This window comes from Campylobacter showae (genome assembly GCF_963515975.1).
Classification (GTDB): Bacteria; Campylobacterota; Campylobacteria; order Campylobacterales; family Campylobacteraceae; genus Campylobacter_A; species Campylobacter_A showae_F.
Genome location: NZ_CAUPZM010000019.1, coordinates 33,590 through 48,380, shown reverse-complemented (window position 1 = coordinate 48,380; position 14,791 = coordinate 33,590). Strand labels below are relative to the sequence as shown.

The following is a 14,791-nucleotide window of genomic DNA, read 5'->3' as shown; positions in this document are numbered from 1 at the left end:
GTTTTGCATTCTGTATTCTTTAGTTTGTTTGTCTTGTAATATGTTGTCTGTTCTTGGATTGATGAAGTTGTTGGTGCGCTCCTTTATTAAACTTTATTCAAGTATTTTTAGGAGAAAATGCTAAATTAATGCAGTAATTCATGAGCGAATAAAAAACTTTATAAAGCTTTTTAAAAAGTTTTTTATTATATGGAGCTTTAAATTTAATACAACTTGCATATAATAAAAAGCATTTAGTTAAATTTGCCGACATAAAGCCCAAATCTGTTAAATGTAAATTTAAAAGATTCGGTTGGTAAAATTAATGATTTTGTATCAAGCTAAAATCTCCACTCGGCTCCTATTCCGCCATTAAAGCCTTTTTTCTTTCCTGCCATACCCTGTAAGTTAAAGTCTAGCTTTATATTATTGGCGGTATTTAGTTTGGCTCCAAGCTCTGCGCTATAGGTGTTTCCTTTTATACTTGGGCTCTTTATGGCTGCATTGTGAGTGAGATTGTATCCTTTGGCCTCTCCTTTAAATTCTCTTTCGTAGCTAGCGCCGGCATAGATATCAAGCTTTTCACTTAGAGTATAATTGTACCTAAAGCCCAGTTTGCCCAGTAACGATACGGTAGAGTCTAAAAGAAATTTATCTCCCACTACTTCCACCTCTTTTTTGCCTAGTTTGTTCAAAAGCACTTTAGAGTACATATCTATACTTAATACATCATTTATATCTATTACCTTGCCTAGACCCAAGTGGGCCGAATAGTAGCCTCTCGTGGCTTCATACTTAGCCGTAGTGATTGCGGGCATATCGCTTTCATAGTCGCTTTTCATCTTGCCTGCTTTAAAGCCTGAGCTTATATAAAAGCTATTAGGCAGGTTAAACTTAGTAATTATGCCAAGACCCATATATTTAAATTTACCGCTGCCTCTTACGTCTATTTTGTCAAAGTCGTTAAAGCTATCATATTTGCCGCCGCCAAACTCTACAAATGCTCCGGCTTTGTTTTCTTCAAATTCTTTAGAGAGACCGACGGCGGCGTTAAAGCTTTTTAGATCGACGTGAGAGCCTGATTTGAGTCTGGTGCTAGATGCGATTGTGGAGGCAAAGACCCTGTTGCTATCTGTTTGGAGGCTCATGGACGATGTTAAATCAGAACTTGATAGCAGTACGCCAAGCTCGCCAATCGTAGTTTCTAATATATTTTTAGGGTATGGAAGTAGGATCGGCCCGCCTCTTTCGTCATTTTTTACTACTGCAAAAAGCTTTTTATTGGCTCCATCGTCTTTTTTTAGTTCAAATTGATATAGCGCCGAAATCCCGGCCTGTAATTGTCCCGTTTGATTACTCATATCGGTTGGATACGTTATGTCGCCGTTTGCTGCTTCTATTAGCGTTAGCTTGTCTCCACCGTTAAGTACCCCGCCGTTCATCATGCCTACGCCTATCTTAGATTTTGCTAGATTGGGCGCATGCTCTAGGGCAAGCATCTTGTCCGTAGCTGGCGCAAATCCTACCGGTATGTAGAAATTTAGAAACTCAAAGTTATAAATAGCACTTGCCTTGATATTTTTTTCTCTTACGTTTATGGTATTGCCGGTGAAATAATCTTGTGCTGTATCGCTAGTAAAGCCGCCCCAAATTTTAATACCCGACAAGTCAAGTCCGCGCGCATTTAAATTTACAATGTTATTTACGGTAGAGCCGTCCCTGGACTTTCCTGCAAACATATCCGCAGGTCCTTCAAATGTTCCTCCGGTTAAATTTAGCGTATTGCCAGCGGCGGAGCCCTTTGTGGACTCTCCTGCTATGATTTGAGGCTCTTTAAAGATTCCGCCGTTTATGGTTACCGTATTTGTTTGTGGCGTCAAGCAAACTAAGACCGACCCTCCCTCCTATTATAGGACTTCCTGGTTTAAAAGTTCCGCCGTTTATAGTTACTTTGTTGACTTTTGCTTCGCCTTCGTTGCTGATCCCTCCGTAGATATCTACTTTTGCCTCAAGGGCATCTGCGTCTATATCCACTTCATTACCCTTGGCGCTTCCTTCTTGGCTCTCTCCGCCAACAATCCTGGAGCCGTCTTTTATGCCGGACTCTTTGCGTATGGATACGGCATTGTATTCGACATTTCCGCCGATACTATGTCCTCCATATATTTGCGATGATTGCTTAAAATCGGCTCCTTTGTCTATATCTACGATATTATCTGCTGCATTTTCCCTAAAGCTGCGTCCGCCGTAAATTTCGGGTTTTTCAAAAACCCCTCCGCTGATGAAAACTTTATTTCCTTCCGCAGCTACAAGTCCGCTACCCCCATAGACTGCTTGTTTGATCTTACCGCCGCTGATTTTAAGGGTATTATAGATAGCGACTTGTCTTTCGGAATACCCTCCATAAAGGAAATGAACGGTGTCATAGTAGTCTCGAAAATCCAAAGTGTTGTTTGAAACAGCTGATAAATCGCTATATCCTCCGGCTATATCAAGATCGTAATTTAATCCTATCAAACTATCTTTTCTATCCCAGATAAGGGAGTTGTTGTCGCTATCGGGCAGTGCGAACATTTCGCGGCCGTGGCGGCTAGATATATACGCGATATACTCGTCAAAGTCGGCGCCGTCATCCATGGTAAAGTCGGCGCCGCAAAGCGAACTTATAACGACAAATGAGAGGGCAAGACAGCGCCTTGCGCACAAATTCATGATGATTCCTCGGTAATAATTTTTTTGAGAATTATATATGTTATTTAATAAATTATAAGTTAAATTTTAATTAAATATATCTACGCCATAAACATTGAGTGTTGCGTGGATAAATTTGGCTGGTTAAATTTGAACGAGAAAACGCCGAGCAAAATCTCAAATTTAAAGCCGCGCCAAACGCCAAATCCATGCAGACATAAATATTCTGGCAGGATGGACTTGTGGGTGAACCAAATTTACAAGCGAGTATAAGTTTAAAATAGTAAATTTAGCTCCGCGCTTCAATGATTAAAGCAAATTCACTTTTTCTGCTTAGCTTTAGGTTTTGTTGAGCTTGCGGCTTTTTTCTCCGTGTTTTCGGATGGCGGCGTAGCTTGTTCCGGCGCGGTCAAATTTTCATCGGGTTTTAAAAATCCCTCTTCTACCATTAGCTCTACGGCCGCTCTAAAAGTCGGTAGCGCGCTCTGTGCGCCGAAATAATAATACGGTTTCTTCGGCTCTCTGGCTAAAACTCCGATCGTATAGCTATTGCCCTTCGAGTCGTTGACGAATCCGAAAAACGAGCCGTTGTAGGTATTTGCGTAGCCGCCGGTTGTGGCTATGTGCGCCGTGCCGGTTTTGCCGCCGATTTCTAGACCTTCCACCTTTGCTCTTTTGCCGGTGCCGACCTCGACGGTTTTTATCAGGATGCGCTTCATCCTCTCGGCCGCTTCTTGGCTTATGGCTTCGACCGGTTTTGGGTCGTTTACGACGAAAAATTTGCCGTCTTTATAGAGTGAGTCCACGACTTTTGGCGTCACCATCACGCCTTTGTTATTAAATACGTTATACGCCTTTAAAAGCTGGATAAAAGTCGCTTGCAAGCCGTACCCGTAGCTGATCGTGGCTTTGTAAATTTGAGAATTTAGCTTGGCTACCGGCGGCATGTTTCCGACCTGTTCGTAGGGCATGTCGATACCTGTTTTTTGCGTGAAGCCGAAATTTAGCAGCCCTGAGTAAATTTGAGATCCGTCTAGACGCTGGGCGATCTGTATCATGCCGATATTTGAGCTATATACGATGATGTCTTCGGCTGTGAGGAAGGGCTCTGGGTGCGTATCTTTTATCGTGCGTTTTCCTAGCTGATAGACGCCGTTGTAGGTGTTTATGCGCTCGAGCGGATTGATTTTGTCGTTTGCCAAAAGGAGGGCGAAAATAAACGGTTTAAAAACCGAGCCGACCTCGTATGCGTACTCGGTTGCCGAGGAGTTTAGCGACTTGTAGTCTTGTTTTCTGATGTTTGAGGGGCTATATCTAGAGGTGCTGGCAAGCGCTAGCAGGCCGCCAGTTTTTGAGTTCATAATGCCTACGATTATCTCTTTTGCGTTTAGAAATTCTTTCTTTTCATCGATGATTTGCTCTAGTCTGGTCTGTAGTTTTAGCGAGGCGTTTAGTATGATATCGTATCCGTCCACGCGGTTAGCCAAATTTGAATCGCTTGTAAGGATAATGTTGTTTCCGATGTCTTTTGGGCCTAGCAGTTTGGCGTCTTGGATCGAGGAGATGTAGTATTCGTAGGCTTTTTCTACGCCTTTTACACCCTCTGTTTTGGTGATGCCGTCTTTTTCGACCTTTTTTACGTAACCTATCATCGGCGTGAGTGCGTCGGCAGCGACATATTGTCTACTTTCGCCGCTTTCTATTATGCTCATATTACGCAGTATGGCAGCTCCGGTGTTTGGGTCTTCATACGGGATAAAGATTTTTTTTCTATACAGCTTTTTTGACAGCTCTTGCAGATATGCCGCGCCCTTGGCGTCGATCTTGTAGGAGAGCGTAACGGCGCCTTTTTGGCTGTTGATGATTTTAGTTACGCGCTTGATATCGTCGCCGCTATATATACAGTAAAGCTTGATAAATAAATCTTTTTTGTCGGGGTCGATATTTCTAGTATCTATCATCACTTTGTAGAGCTTTTGGCTGCCTGTGATGCTAAAGCCGTCCTTTGTGATGATGTTGCCGCGTAGGGCCGTGTTTATGTCGCTGGTTTCCAGTTTTGGCAGGCGTCTTTCGATATTTGCTCGGTAAAAGATGACTGCCAAAAATATGCAGATAAAAAATAAAATAAACGCAAATAAAGCGATTGTTTTTGATTTTCGCTGATTCAAGGCTTAAATTTGCGTTCTTGAGATTTCTTTGTATGCGCTTAGGGCCTTATTACGGATCTCCAGCATGAGTTTCATCGACGTGTCGGCCTTGCCGATGGCGATAGCGGCTTGGTGCAGGTCTTTTACCTCGCCCGTTGCTAGATCGGCGATGGCTTTGTCTGCGTTGATTTGTATCTCGTTTAGCTCTTTTAGGGAGTTATCGAGCATATCGCCGAAATTTAACTCCCCTTTTTGGTTTTGCAGAGTCTTTGCTTCTTTTTTTTCAAACGGCGAAGCGACCGAGCCGATTTTATCTATATTTGTCATAAAATTTAACCTTGTAATAATTCTAACGCGCTTTGAGCGATCGTTTTAGCCGACTGAAATGCCGAAACATTTGCCTGATAGGCGCGCGTGGCCTCGATCAAGTCCGCCATTTCGATGACGGGATTGATGTTTGGGTATGCTACGTAGCCCCTCGCGTCGGCGTCGGGGTGAGACGGATCGTATTTTAGCTTAAAATCCTTGTCGTCGCGCACTATCTTGTCAACTACGACGCTCATTATAGCAGGTTTTGCGTCTTTTGTATAGAATTTATCGTCTAGCGGATTTTCGTATTCGAGCAAGTTGTGTTTTTTTGCCACTTCGTCGTTTAGCACGCTATCAAAATCAACCGCCTTAAATATCACCTCGCGGCGTCTATACGGGCCGCCTTCCGCCGTTCGCACGGTGTTTGCGTTGGCGATGTTGGAGCTGATGACGTTCATCCTAAAGCGCTGGGCGCTTAGTCCGTATCCGCTGATATCAAAGTCGCTTAAATAATTGCTCATAATCTATCCTTAAATTTTACTGCTAGCGTCGATCACGTTTTTAAAGATCTGGCCGCTTTGCCTCATGGCGCGGTCAAGCGCGGTTATCATTATCGCGTTTTTGCTAAGCTCCGTCGTTTCGACATCCAGATCGACGGTGTTTGCGTCGTTTCGCGCCATATGTCCGTCGCGTAAAAATATCGTCGCCCCGTTTGACGCCGGAAAATCCACGCGAGGAAAGTGCGCGCCGTCCGTTTGCGCGAGTTTTAAAATTTTATTCTCGTCTTTGCCGTAGATTTCTTGCGCCGTTTGCGACAGAGCCGCTTCAAACGCGATGTCGCGGGCTTTGTAAAAAGGCGTGTCGATGTTTGCTATGTTGCTAGAAATCATCTGCTGGCGTAAATTTCTGCTTGCCAGCGCGCTTTCTACGAGCGGTTTTGATTTTGAGGTTTGGATGCCTGCGAACATTTTCCTGCCTTTTTTCTCTAAATTTTACGAGATAATAAGCAAAATACGTTCCAAAACTAGAGTAAATTTTTAAATTCGCCAAACCCGCTAGGCTGATTTTTTAGCTCGTTAAATTTGGCTAAAAACTCGCTTCGCCTCATCGCTTTTGCGCCCATAAATTTTAGGTGCTCGTTCATAACCTGGCAGTCGATGAGAAAATCAAACGGCTCTAAAGCGCGGCAAAGCGCGATAAGAGCAACCTTTGACGCGCCCGTTTTTAGGCTGATCATACTTTCGCCGCAAAAGACCTTACCGAAAATTTGCCCGTAAAGCCCACCCGCTAGCTCGCCGTTCTCGTAAACCTCCACGCTATGCGAGATGCCCATACGGTGTAAATTTACGTAGGCGCCCACGATATCTTCCGATAGCCATGTGGGTTCACGTTTTTCGCGCTCGCTTTTGCAGATTTTTAGAAAATTTTCAAAGTCGTAGTCGAACCGCACTTCAAATTTTTTAAGAGCGGGTTTTATGCTTTTTTGCACGCGTACCTCGCTTGGAACTAGCACCGCGCGAGGATCTGGCGACCACCAGTATATGGGCTCGCCTGGCAAAAACCACGGGAAAATGCCTTTGTCGTAAGCTTGCAAAAGAGCATCGGCGCTTAGATCGCCGCCGACGGCCAAAGGCGAGTTTGTGGGGGCGTTTGCGGGGTCTGGAAAGTTATAAATTTTTTCCAAATTTGACCCCGCGTCCGCTTATTTTAGAGTTTCAAATTTAAACGCAAGCTCGCCGTTTTTTAGCGTGATATTTGCGACGCCGCCGTTTTTTAGCGCGCCGAAAAGTATCTCGTCGCTAAGCTTGGTCGAGATCTCGTCTTGCACTAGACGCTTTAGATTTCGCGCGCCGAATTCCTTGCTGTAGCCCTTTTGCCAGAGGTATTTTTTAGCTTCGGCGGAGGCTTTTAGGACGACTTTTTTCTCGGCTAGGCTTGAGTTTATCTCGTTAATTATCTTTTGCGCGATGAGGCTTAGTGCGTCCTCGCTAAGGTCGTTAAAATGCACGATTTTATCGATGCGGTTGCGAAATTCGGGGCTGAAAAATCCCTTTATCGCGGAGTCCGCTTTACCGCTTTCATCTTTGCTAAAGCCTAGCGTCGGAGCCTCTTTTGAGCCCAAATTTGAGCTCATTATGATGACGGCGTTGCGAAAATCGCTCTTTGCCCCCGTGTTATCCGTGAGGCTGGCATTGTCGAAAATTTGTAAAAAGACGTTTATCATCTCGTCGCTGGCCTTTTCGATCTCGTCAAACAAAATCACGCTATAGGGGTGCTTTTTAACGGCGTTTGTGAGTATGCCGCCCTCTTCAAAACCGACATATCCCGGAGGCGCGCCGATGAGACGCGAGACGCTGTGCTTTTCCATGTATTCGCTCATATCAAACCGCTCGAAATGTACGCCCAAATTTCGCGCTAGAGCTGCGCTTAGCTCGCTTTTGCCCACGCCGCTAGATCCCGTAAATAAAAATACGCCTACAGGAGCGTTTGGCTGCTTTAGTCCCGCATACGAGCGCTTAATCGCCGCTACTAGCGTATCTACGGCCTCGTCTTGGCCGAAAATTTCAGATTTTAGCCTTTGGGCTAGGTTTTTCAGATTTGCCGCGGCGTCCGATTTTAGATTGGTATCGGGGATATTTGCCATCTTGCTCAAAACCGCGCTTAGATCGGACATTTTTACGGCTTTGGTTTTGTTTTGTAGGGCTAGAGCCGCGCCGACCTCGTCGATGAGATCGATGGCGCTATCTGGCAAAAATCTATCGTTTAGGTACTTTTTGGCTAGCTCGACGCTTTTGGCTAAAATTTCGTCGCTAAATTTGACTCCGTGAAAGCTCTCGTATTTGGCGCGAAGTCCTTTTAGGATCTCGACGCTCTCGTCCACGCTCGGCTCTACGACGTCGATTTTAGCAAATCGGCGAGAGAGAGCTTTTTCTTTTTCAAAAAAGCTGCGATACTCCGCGTACGTCGTCGCTCCGATGCAGCGAAGCGAGCCGTTTGCAAGCGCGGGCTTTAGTAAATTTGACATATCAAGCCCGCCGCCGTTCGTGGCTCCCGCACCTACGATCGTGTGGATCTCGTCGATAAAAACTATCGCGCCTTCTTGCTCGGCTACCTCGTCCATCACGTCTTTTAGGCGTTTTTCAAAGTCGCCGCGGTACTTGGTGCCCGCTATCATCGCGCCGATATCCAGGGCGAAAATTTGCGCCTGCTTTAGCCGCTGCGGCACATCGTCGCTTGCGATTTTTAGCGCGAGCCCCTCGACTACGGCGGTTTTGCCCACGCCCGCTTCGCCTACTAGGATTGGATTGTTTTTCTTACGGCGGCTTAGCGTTTGCATTAGCCTTGCTAGCTCGTTTTCGCGCCCGATGATCGGATCGATCTTGCCCTCGGCGGCTAGTTTAGTTAAATTTGACGAGTATTTGGCGAGGTTTTGGAAGCTTTTGGCGCGAGCCTGCTTGTCGTCTTTTGCGTGGTGTTTTATCTTTTGCGGATCAACGTCGTAAAATTCTAAAATTTTAGCCCCGTACGTGTCGCCTCTGGCTGCGATTTTAAAGAGCAAATCCCTGATGCCGACGTTTTTATCCTTTAGTTCAGCGTTTAGCTCTTTAAAAATTTGCTCCAAAAGCACCGTCATGCGCGGCTGTTTGTGGTGCGGGACTTGCTCGTTGGTTTGCAGTAGATAGTTTTTTAGATCGCTTTTTAGCCCCTCGACGTCGGTGAGCCCCGCGTCAGCTAGGATATCTCTAGTCTCTTCGTTTAAATTTACCAGCACGAAAAGCACGTGCTCGCTGGTTAGATACTCGTGAAAATTCGAGTAGGCAAACTGCCCGGCCTTTTCCAAAAGATAGCTTAAATCCGAGTCAAACATCATTTCCTCCTCTTTGCGCCTTTTGCGCGCCCGTTTTTGCGGGCTATTCTTCCTCGACTACGGCCTTTAGCGGATAGCCTGCGGCGGCTGCGGCTTTTAGCGTTTGGTTTTGTTTGGTTTGGGCGATCTCTTTTGTATAGACGCCGGCCACTCCGCTGCCTTCGTTATGGATTTTTAGCATCACGGCTACCGCGCTTTGCATATCGCGATTAAAAATCTCGACAAGCACGCTCACGACAAAATCCATACTCGTAACGTCGTCGTTTAACAAAATAACCTTAAATTTACGCGGAAATTCGGGTTTTTCCTTTAGCGCGACGTCTCGCTCCCGCTCGGTGGCGGTTTTAGCGGGCATTTTTTATTCTCTCGTAATCTTTCGTCATCGCGTCTAGATGGATGCCGCCTAGGTAGTATTTCACGCCGAATTTCCCGCTATCTACGTCGGTTAGCTCCTGATATACGCCGCCTTTTAGCACCATTTTTATCGGCACGCTCTCGAGTCGCTCGTATTTTATATCCTCTAAAATTTGCGCCGAAAGCTTGTCGTTAGTTTTTATATCGTTTGAGATAAAGTAAAAGGCGTTGTATTTTTGCGCGAAATTTTCTACTACGTACTCGTTCGTGACGTTTTCAAAGTGCGTTAGCCCCACGATCGTAAAGTCGTTTAGATGATCGATCTGAAATTTGGTGAGATCGGGAGCTTCTTTTTGACACGGCGGACAAAACGTACCGAATATATCAAACATCAAAATTTTATCTTCCTCGCCCTTGATAACAAAGCCGCCATCGACGCGCTTTAGCGTGAGGTCTTTGCCAAATACGCTCTTTAGCGCGATCTCCTCGCCCGTTTTATAGCCCTCTATCTTTGCGGGAGCCTTTGCCGTCTCGTCCTCGCCGCAGCCTGCTAAAAATATCGCGCAGGCCAAAGCCGCAAAAATCGCCTTTACGGTTTTTTTCATATTATTTTCCTTGTTTTGATCTTAGTTCGGTTATGCTTTCGCCGCCAAAGCCGTAGTCGTCGGTGCTAACTTCCTCTATCACGACGACGGTTCTGCTCGCGTCGCGCTTTAGCGTATCGCCTAGCAACTTTGTTATGCCTGCTATGAGCGCGCGCTTTTGCTTGGCGCTTACGGCCTCTTTTTCTTTTGTGATTTTTATATTTACGTATGGCATCTGCTTTCCTTAAGCGTATTTTTTCATCGCTGCACGCGCTTCTTTGTCGGCTTCTTTACGCTTTATCGTCTCGCGCTTATCGTGCAAATTTTTACCTTTTGCAAGCGCTACTCGCGCCTTTACGATATTTTTGTCGTTTAGATAGAGCGCTAAAACCACTAGCGTGAGGCCATCTTGCGTGACTTGACCGAAAATTTTATCTATCTGCTTGCGGTGCATCAGCAGTTTTCTAGGAGCCCTTTCGTCCGGGCGAAACGCCGAGTGCGTCGTGTTTAGGTGGCTGATGTGCGCGTTTAGCAAAAACAGCTCGCCCTTTATCACGCGTGCGAAGCTATCTTTTAGGTTTGCGCGGCCCGCCCTTAGAGCCTTTACCTCGCTACCTTTTAGTACGATGCCCGCCTCGAAGGTCTCGATGATGCTAAAGTCAAACAGCGCCTTTTTATTTTTGGCTAAATCCTTACCCATTTTTTACCTTTTTATTTTAAGAAAAACACGCTCGCGCCGCTGCCGCTTAGGAAAAAATCCCTAAATTTATCCATCTGCGGGTAAATTTTAAAACACGGCGCAAAAAGATCGTTTAGTTTGCGATTTTCGTATCGCTCTAGCAGCTGCGCCGTCGTCATCTCTCGCATATTTGCCGCCAAATTTACGTCGATGCTATCCATAAAATTTGCTCTAAATTCGCTGTAAACCGCAGGCGTCGAGCAAAAGACGCCGGGCGTTAAAATTTCAATCTCCGGCACTTCGTCTTCAAAATTGCTTATTATCTCGCCGATACCGCCGACGTTTGCCGCCTCGAAATCGCTAGCGAAAAACGCCACGTCCGCTCCGATATTCGCGCCTATTTTCATCAAATTTTCGCGCGTTAGTTTTAAATTTAACTCCTCGTTCGCCATCTTTAAAAACGTAGCTGCGTTTGAGCTGCCTCCGCCAAGGCCCGCGCCTAAAGGGATTTGCTTTTTTATCACGATTTTATGCGAGGCGAAAAACTCATTTAGCTCATCTTTAAAGCCCGCTTTTTCAAGCTCAAATTTGGCCTTTAAAACGATATTATTTTCGATATTTTCGTTATCGCACTCAAGCGCAAAGCCGCTAGATTTTTCAAAGAAAATTTCGTCGTAAATCTCGCGCCTCAAAACAAAGCGAGAGACCATCTCGTGGTAGTTACCGCGAGTACCGACGATCTTTAAAAACGAGTTGATTTTCGCGTAGCTTTTCATTATTTTACGATTTTATCGCTCAGTTCTTTTAGGCTCGCTTCGCCCGCGCCGTTTAGGGCTTGTTTGTTTTCCGCCGCTACGTCCTCGACTAGCTCCGAGCGCAGGATCATCATATTTTTAGGCGCGTCGATGCCGATTTTTACGCCGCCTTTTGATATGCCTACGACCGTGATTTTGATATCATTTCCCAGCATTATGCTTTCGTCTTCTTTTCTTGCGAGTATTAGCATTTTTCGACCTTATTTAGTTTATATGTTACGGTTTCGTCTTTGATTTCAATGATACTAAAAAATTCATCAAAGTTTATTAAATATAGCCCCTCGGCGCCAAATTTTAGCTTTTCTACGCTCAGTTTTTTGCCCAGCATTACGTCTGCTGGGTCGCCTAGATATTCGTTTCGCGGCAGCGAGATAAAATCAAGCGGATTTAAAAACCTCTCGTTTTCGTAAACAAATTTGCCCTCGCTCACGCGTTTTAGCGCGCTTAGAGTTGCTTTTACATCAAGCTTGCCGGCTAAAATTTGAGCGTAAGAGCGCACATACGAACCCTCGCTAACGCTAATGCGAAAGCTCAAAAACGGATGCGTATACGCAGTCAAATTTACGTCAAAAACGTTCATCGTTTGGCTTTTTAGCTCAAACTCTTCGCCTGCTCTTGCTAGCTCATACGCACGCTTGCCGTCCACGTGCTTGGCGCTAAATTTGGGCGGTACGTAGGCGATCTCGCCTTTTAGCTCGCTTAGCGCAGCTTTTACGTCAGCTAAATTTAAAGGTGAGTAAATCGTGATCTCCTCGATATTTTCGTTATCTAGGCTAGCGCTTGTAGCCCCTAGCCACATCGTCGCTTCGTAGATTTTGGGCGTTTTATCTACGTAGTTAAAAAGTCGCGTGTGATTGCCCAGAGCCACGATCAGGCAGCCGCTGGCAAACGGATCTAGCGTGCCCGAAAAGCCCGCCTTTTTTACGCCGTATTTGCGCTTTAGCCTACTTAGAAAATGATTTGAGCTGATGCCTGCGGGCTTGTTTGCGACAAAAAGCGCGTTCATTTAAATTTGACCTTTGGGGTCTGAGCTAAATTTGATCCGCGAGCGTCAAATTTGAGCGCATAAATTTGATCAAATTTGACGCGGTATTTAGCCTGCAAGGCCTCAAATTTACCCATTTTCACACCGCTTTTTCGACGAAGCTAGACATTATCTCGCGGCTGATTCCGCCGAAATTTATCGTTAGCTTTAGCTCTTTTTTGATCTTAGCTACCGCCGTCACGCGCCCGATACCGAAAATTTTGTGCTTGACGAGGTCGCCTTTTTTGTATTCGCCCGCGGCTTGCGTTTGCGTCTGGATGATGAGGCTGCCACTACAAACGCCTGCTTCGCTTAAAAATCTGCTCTTTTCCAGTCTCGTTCTCTGGCCTTTATAAAAGCGCGAATTTACAAAGCTTAGCGTCAGGGTTTTTTTGGCGCGGGTGATGGCGACGTAGGCTAGGCGTCGCTCCTCCTCGATGTCGCTACCGTCTCCTAGAAGCGGGAAAAATCCCTCCTCAAGCCCGATCACGAAAAGATGCTCGAACTCAAGCCCCTTGCTAGCGTGGATGCTCATGATCGAGATCGCCTCGCCGCCGATGTTGTCCTGTTCGCTTTGTAGCGCGATCTCGTTTAAAAACTCCTCTATAGAAAAGCTTGGATTTTGCTTGATTTGATCCTTGATCGTAGCGTAAAACTCGTCGATGTTCGCCACGCGCTCGGAGCCGTCGGGCAAGCTCTCGTAGTATTTTTTGATGCCGAATTTCGCTTCTAGTTTATCCATTAGCTCATAGGGCGAGTCGCACTCTTTTAGTTCTCTTAAATTTGCCGCAAATTCGCCAAGGCTTGAGACGATCTTTTTGCTTAGATCCTTGTCGTTTTCGTCTAGGCTAGATATCGCTTCAAATAGCGAAAATTTATGCTCGAAGGCGATTTTTTCGATCTTTGCGAGGCTTACTTTGCCAAGGCCGCGCTTTGGACGGTTGATGACGCGCTTTAGCGAGAAGTCGTCGTTTTCGTTTGCGACCAGCCTTAGGTAGCTGATGACGTCCTTGACCTCGGCGCGCTCGTAGAATTTAACTCCGCCGACCATCTTATACGGGATTTTTTCTTTGGTTAGGCCCTCTTCGAGCGAGCGGGAGAGGGCGTTTATGCGGTACAAGATCGCGATATCGCTAGCCTGTGCGCCGCTATCAAGCAGCTTTTTGATGCGTTTGGCTACCTTTAGGCTCTCCATCGTTTCGTCGTCCGATTCCATTAGCGCGACGTCCTCGCCGCCTTCTTTTGTGCTTTTTAGCTCCTTGCCTAGACGGTTTCTGTTATGGTCGATGAGCTCGTTTGCAGCGCGTAAAATTTGACTCGTCGAGCGGTAGTTTTGCTCTAGCCTTATGACTTTGGCGTCTTTAAACTGATCTTTAAAATTTAATATATTTTCGATTTTAGCGCCTCGCCAGCCGTAGATACTCTGATCGTCGTCGCCCACGACCGCGATATTTTCGTGCGTTAGGCAGAGTTTGCGCAGGAGTTTGTATTGCAAGTCGTTGGTGTCTTGATACTCGTCTACCATCACGTAGGAGTATCGCTGTGAAATTTCGCGCGCTAGAGTTTCGTCCTCGTCTAAAATTTTATAGCTAAGGCACAGCAGGTCGTCAAAATCCACGAGGTTATTTGCCGCAAGATACTCCTCGTAAAGCTTGTAGATATTTGCTAGCTTTGCGTGGTAGCCGTCTTTGAAATTATGCCCGTTTGCAAACATGCCGCCGTGATTTAGCACCTCTTCTACGCTTAAAAGCGAGTTTTTAAAATTTGAGATCTCGCTGGCTAGCACCGAGGTCGGAATATCGCCCTCAAAGCTTTTTAAGATACGCTTTTTATCGTCGGTGTCGATGATTACGAAGTTGTTTTTGCGCTTTAGACGGTCGATGTAAAATTTCAAAAACAAAAGCCCGAATTTGTGAAAAGTGCAAAGCAGCGGAGTGAAATTTTTACCTGCGTCGCCTAGCATTTTTAGTGCGCGGGTTCGCATTTCGCTTGCGGCTTTGTTGGTGAAGGTTAGCGTTAGGGTATTTGACGGCGGGATGCCTAGCTCGCTTATGAGATAGGCTAGGCGAGTGGTGATGGTTTTGGTTTTTCCGCTACCGGCCCCGGCTAAAATCAGCATCGCTCCGTCGGTGTGCGAGGCCGCCTCGCGCTGGCTTTCGTTTAGTTCGTCTAGTAAATCGGGCATTAAATTTCCTGCTTTATTTATTAAAATGATTAAATTCTAACAAAATAAGCTTAAAAATCGCCGCTGATTTAAATTCGGGTCTGATTAAGAGCGTTTTCAGATATAAATCAATACAATATTAAAAAGATGATTTTATAAGCTTATATAATAATAAGG

Annotated in this window: 16 protein-coding genes; all 16 read right to left on the bottom strand. The window is 45.7% G+C overall.

What is annotated here, in order from left to right; translation table 11 throughout:
• Positions 1-320: 320 nt before the first annotated feature.
• A complete protein-coding gene (locus RWM02_RS07745) occupies positions 321-1,859 on the bottom strand; it encodes an autotransporter outer membrane beta-barrel domain-containing protein (RefSeq protein WP_314070814.1) in 1,539 nt (512 codons plus the stop codon).
• Positions 1,813-2,691, bottom strand: a complete 879-nt coding sequence (locus tag RWM02_RS07740; protein ID WP_314070811.1) for a hypothetical protein — start codon at positions 2,689-2,691, stop codon at positions 1,813-1,815. Before RWM02_RS07740 ends, RWM02_RS07745 begins: the two co-directional genes overlap by 47 nt.
• 299 nt (positions 2,692-2,990) lie before the next feature.
• Positions 2,991-4,838, bottom strand: a complete 1,848-nt coding sequence (locus tag RWM02_RS07735) for a peptidoglycan D,D-transpeptidase FtsI family protein (RefSeq protein WP_122863471.1) — start codon at positions 4,836-4,838, stop codon at positions 2,991-2,993.
• Between the two features lie 3 nt (positions 4,839-4,841).
• Positions 4,842-5,144 carry a flagellar hook-basal body complex protein FliE gene (gene fliE / locus RWM02_RS07730; RefSeq protein WP_002946574.1) on the bottom strand — a complete coding sequence of 101 codons (303 nt, stop codon included), beginning with the start codon at positions 5,142-5,144 and terminating at the stop codon, positions 4,842-4,844.
• Positions 5,145-5,149: 5 nt separating this feature from the next.
• A complete protein-coding gene (gene flgC / locus RWM02_RS07725) occupies positions 5,150-5,647 on the bottom strand; it encodes a flagellar basal body rod protein FlgC (protein ID WP_002946576.1) in 498 nt (165 codons plus the stop codon).
• A gap of 9 nt (positions 5,648-5,656) precedes the next feature.
• Positions 5,657-6,094: a flagellar basal body rod protein FlgB gene (gene flgB / locus RWM02_RS07720; protein ID WP_122863472.1), complete on the bottom strand. Its 438-nt coding sequence runs from the start codon at positions 6,092-6,094 to the stop codon at positions 5,657-5,659.
• Positions 6,095-6,150: 56 nt separating this feature from the next.
• The gene (gene aat, locus RWM02_RS07715) at positions 6,151-6,810 is read right to left on the bottom strand and encodes a leucyl/phenylalanyl-tRNA--protein transferase (protein WP_314070803.1); all 660 of its coding nucleotides are present in this window, start codon (positions 6,808-6,810) and stop codon (positions 6,151-6,153) included.
• Positions 6,811-6,828: 18 nt separating this feature from the next.
• Positions 6,829-8,994 carry an AAA family ATPase gene (locus tag RWM02_RS07710; protein ID WP_314070800.1) on the bottom strand — a complete coding sequence of 722 codons (2,166 nt, stop codon included), beginning with the start codon at positions 8,992-8,994 and terminating at the stop codon, positions 6,829-6,831.
• A 43-nt stretch (positions 8,995-9,037) separates the two neighbouring features.
• Complete coding sequence (locus tag RWM02_RS07705; RefSeq protein ID WP_185897723.1) at positions 9,038-9,349, bottom strand: ATP-dependent Clp protease adaptor ClpS; 312 nt, start codon at positions 9,347-9,349, stop codon at positions 9,038-9,040.
• Entirely contained in the window at positions 9,339-9,953 is a 615-nt protein-coding gene (locus RWM02_RS07700; RefSeq protein ID WP_314070794.1) for a TlpA family protein disulfide reductase, read from the bottom strand. Before RWM02_RS07700 ends, RWM02_RS07705 begins: the two co-directional genes overlap by 11 nt.
• Before the next feature lies 1 nt (position 9,954).
• Complete coding sequence (locus RWM02_RS07695) at positions 9,955-10,167, bottom strand: tautomerase family protein (protein WP_314070791.1); 213 nt, start codon at positions 10,165-10,167, stop codon at positions 9,955-9,957.
• Between the two features lie 9 nt (positions 10,168-10,176).
• Positions 10,177-10,632 (bottom strand): SsrA-binding protein SmpB, encoded by a 456-nt coding sequence (gene smpB / locus RWM02_RS07690; protein ID WP_009495234.1) that lies wholly within the window; start codon positions 10,630-10,632, stop codon positions 10,177-10,179.
• 11 nt (positions 10,633-10,643) lie between these two features.
• A complete protein-coding gene (locus RWM02_RS07685; RefSeq protein ID WP_314070788.1) occupies positions 10,644-11,387 on the bottom strand; it encodes a 4-(cytidine 5'-diphospho)-2-C-methyl-D-erythritol kinase in 744 nt (247 codons plus the stop codon).
• Positions 11,387-11,617 carry a carbon storage regulator CsrA gene (gene csrA / locus RWM02_RS07680; RefSeq protein WP_002946591.1) on the bottom strand — a complete coding sequence of 77 codons (231 nt, stop codon included), beginning with the start codon at positions 11,615-11,617 and terminating at the stop codon, positions 11,387-11,389. The genes RWM02_RS07685 and csrA overlap by 1 nt, the downstream gene beginning before the upstream one ends.
• Positions 11,611-12,432, bottom strand: coding sequence for a tRNA pseudouridine(55) synthase TruB (gene truB / locus RWM02_RS07675; protein WP_314070785.1), 822 nt, complete (start codon positions 12,430-12,432; stop codon positions 11,611-11,613). The genes csrA and truB overlap by 7 nt, the downstream gene beginning before the upstream one ends.
• Before the next feature lie 118 nt (positions 12,433-12,550).
• Positions 12,551-14,635 (bottom strand): ATP-dependent helicase, encoded by a 2,085-nt coding sequence (locus RWM02_RS07670; protein WP_314070784.1) that lies wholly within the window; start codon positions 14,633-14,635, stop codon positions 12,551-12,553.
• Between the last annotated feature and the right edge of the window lie 156 nt (positions 14,636-14,791).

What these genes read in the sequence shown, in the direction of transcription:
- RWM02_RS07695 (WP_314070791.1), bottom strand. Translation starts at nt 10,167, where the DNA reads ATGCCATACGTAAATATAAAAATCACAAAAGAAAAAGAGGCCGTAAGC.
- RWM02_RS07685 (WP_314070788.1), bottom strand. Translation starts at nt 11,387, where the DNA reads ATGAAAAGCTACGCGAAAATCAACTCGTTTTTAAAGATCGTCGGTACT.
- RWM02_RS07670 (WP_314070784.1), bottom strand. Translation starts at nt 14,635, where the DNA reads ATGCCCGATTTACTAGACGAACTAAACGAAAGCCAGCGCGAGGCGGCC.
- smpB (WP_009495234.1), bottom strand. Translation starts at nt 10,632, where the DNA reads ATGGGTAAGGATTTAGCCAAAAATAAAAAGGCGCTGTTTGACTTTAGC.
- flgC (WP_002946576.1), bottom strand. Translation starts at nt 5,647, where the DNA reads ATGAGCAATTATTTAAGCGACTTTGATATCAGCGGATACGGACTAAGC.
- RWM02_RS07710 (WP_314070800.1), bottom strand. Translation starts at nt 8,994, where the DNA reads ATGTTTGACTCGGATTTAAGCTATCTTTTGGAAAAGGCCGGGCAGTTT.
- truB (WP_314070785.1), bottom strand. Translation starts at nt 12,432, where the DNA reads ATGAACGCGCTTTTTGTCGCAAACAAGCCCGCAGGCATCAGCTCAAAT.
- RWM02_RS07740 (WP_314070811.1), bottom strand. Translation starts at nt 2,691, where the DNA reads ATGAATTTGTGCGCAAGGCGCTGTCTTGCCCTCTCATTTGTCGTTATA.
- flgB (WP_122863472.1), bottom strand. Translation starts at nt 6,094, where the DNA reads ATGTTCGCAGGCATCCAAACCTCAAAATCAAAACCGCTCGTAGAAAGC.
- csrA (WP_002946591.1), bottom strand. Translation starts at nt 11,617, where the DNA reads ATGCTAATACTCGCAAGAAAAGAAGACGAAAGCATAATGCTGGGAAAT.
- RWM02_RS07705 (WP_185897723.1), bottom strand. Translation starts at nt 9,349, where the DNA reads ATGCCCGCTAAAACCGCCACCGAGCGGGAGCGAGACGTCGCGCTAAAG.
- fliE (WP_002946574.1), bottom strand. Translation starts at nt 5,144, where the DNA reads ATGACAAATATAGATAAAATCGGCTCGGTCGCTTCGCCGTTTGAAAAA.
- RWM02_RS07700 (WP_314070794.1), bottom strand. Translation starts at nt 9,953, where the DNA reads ATGAAAAAAACCGTAAAGGCGATTTTTGCGGCTTTGGCCTGCGCGATA.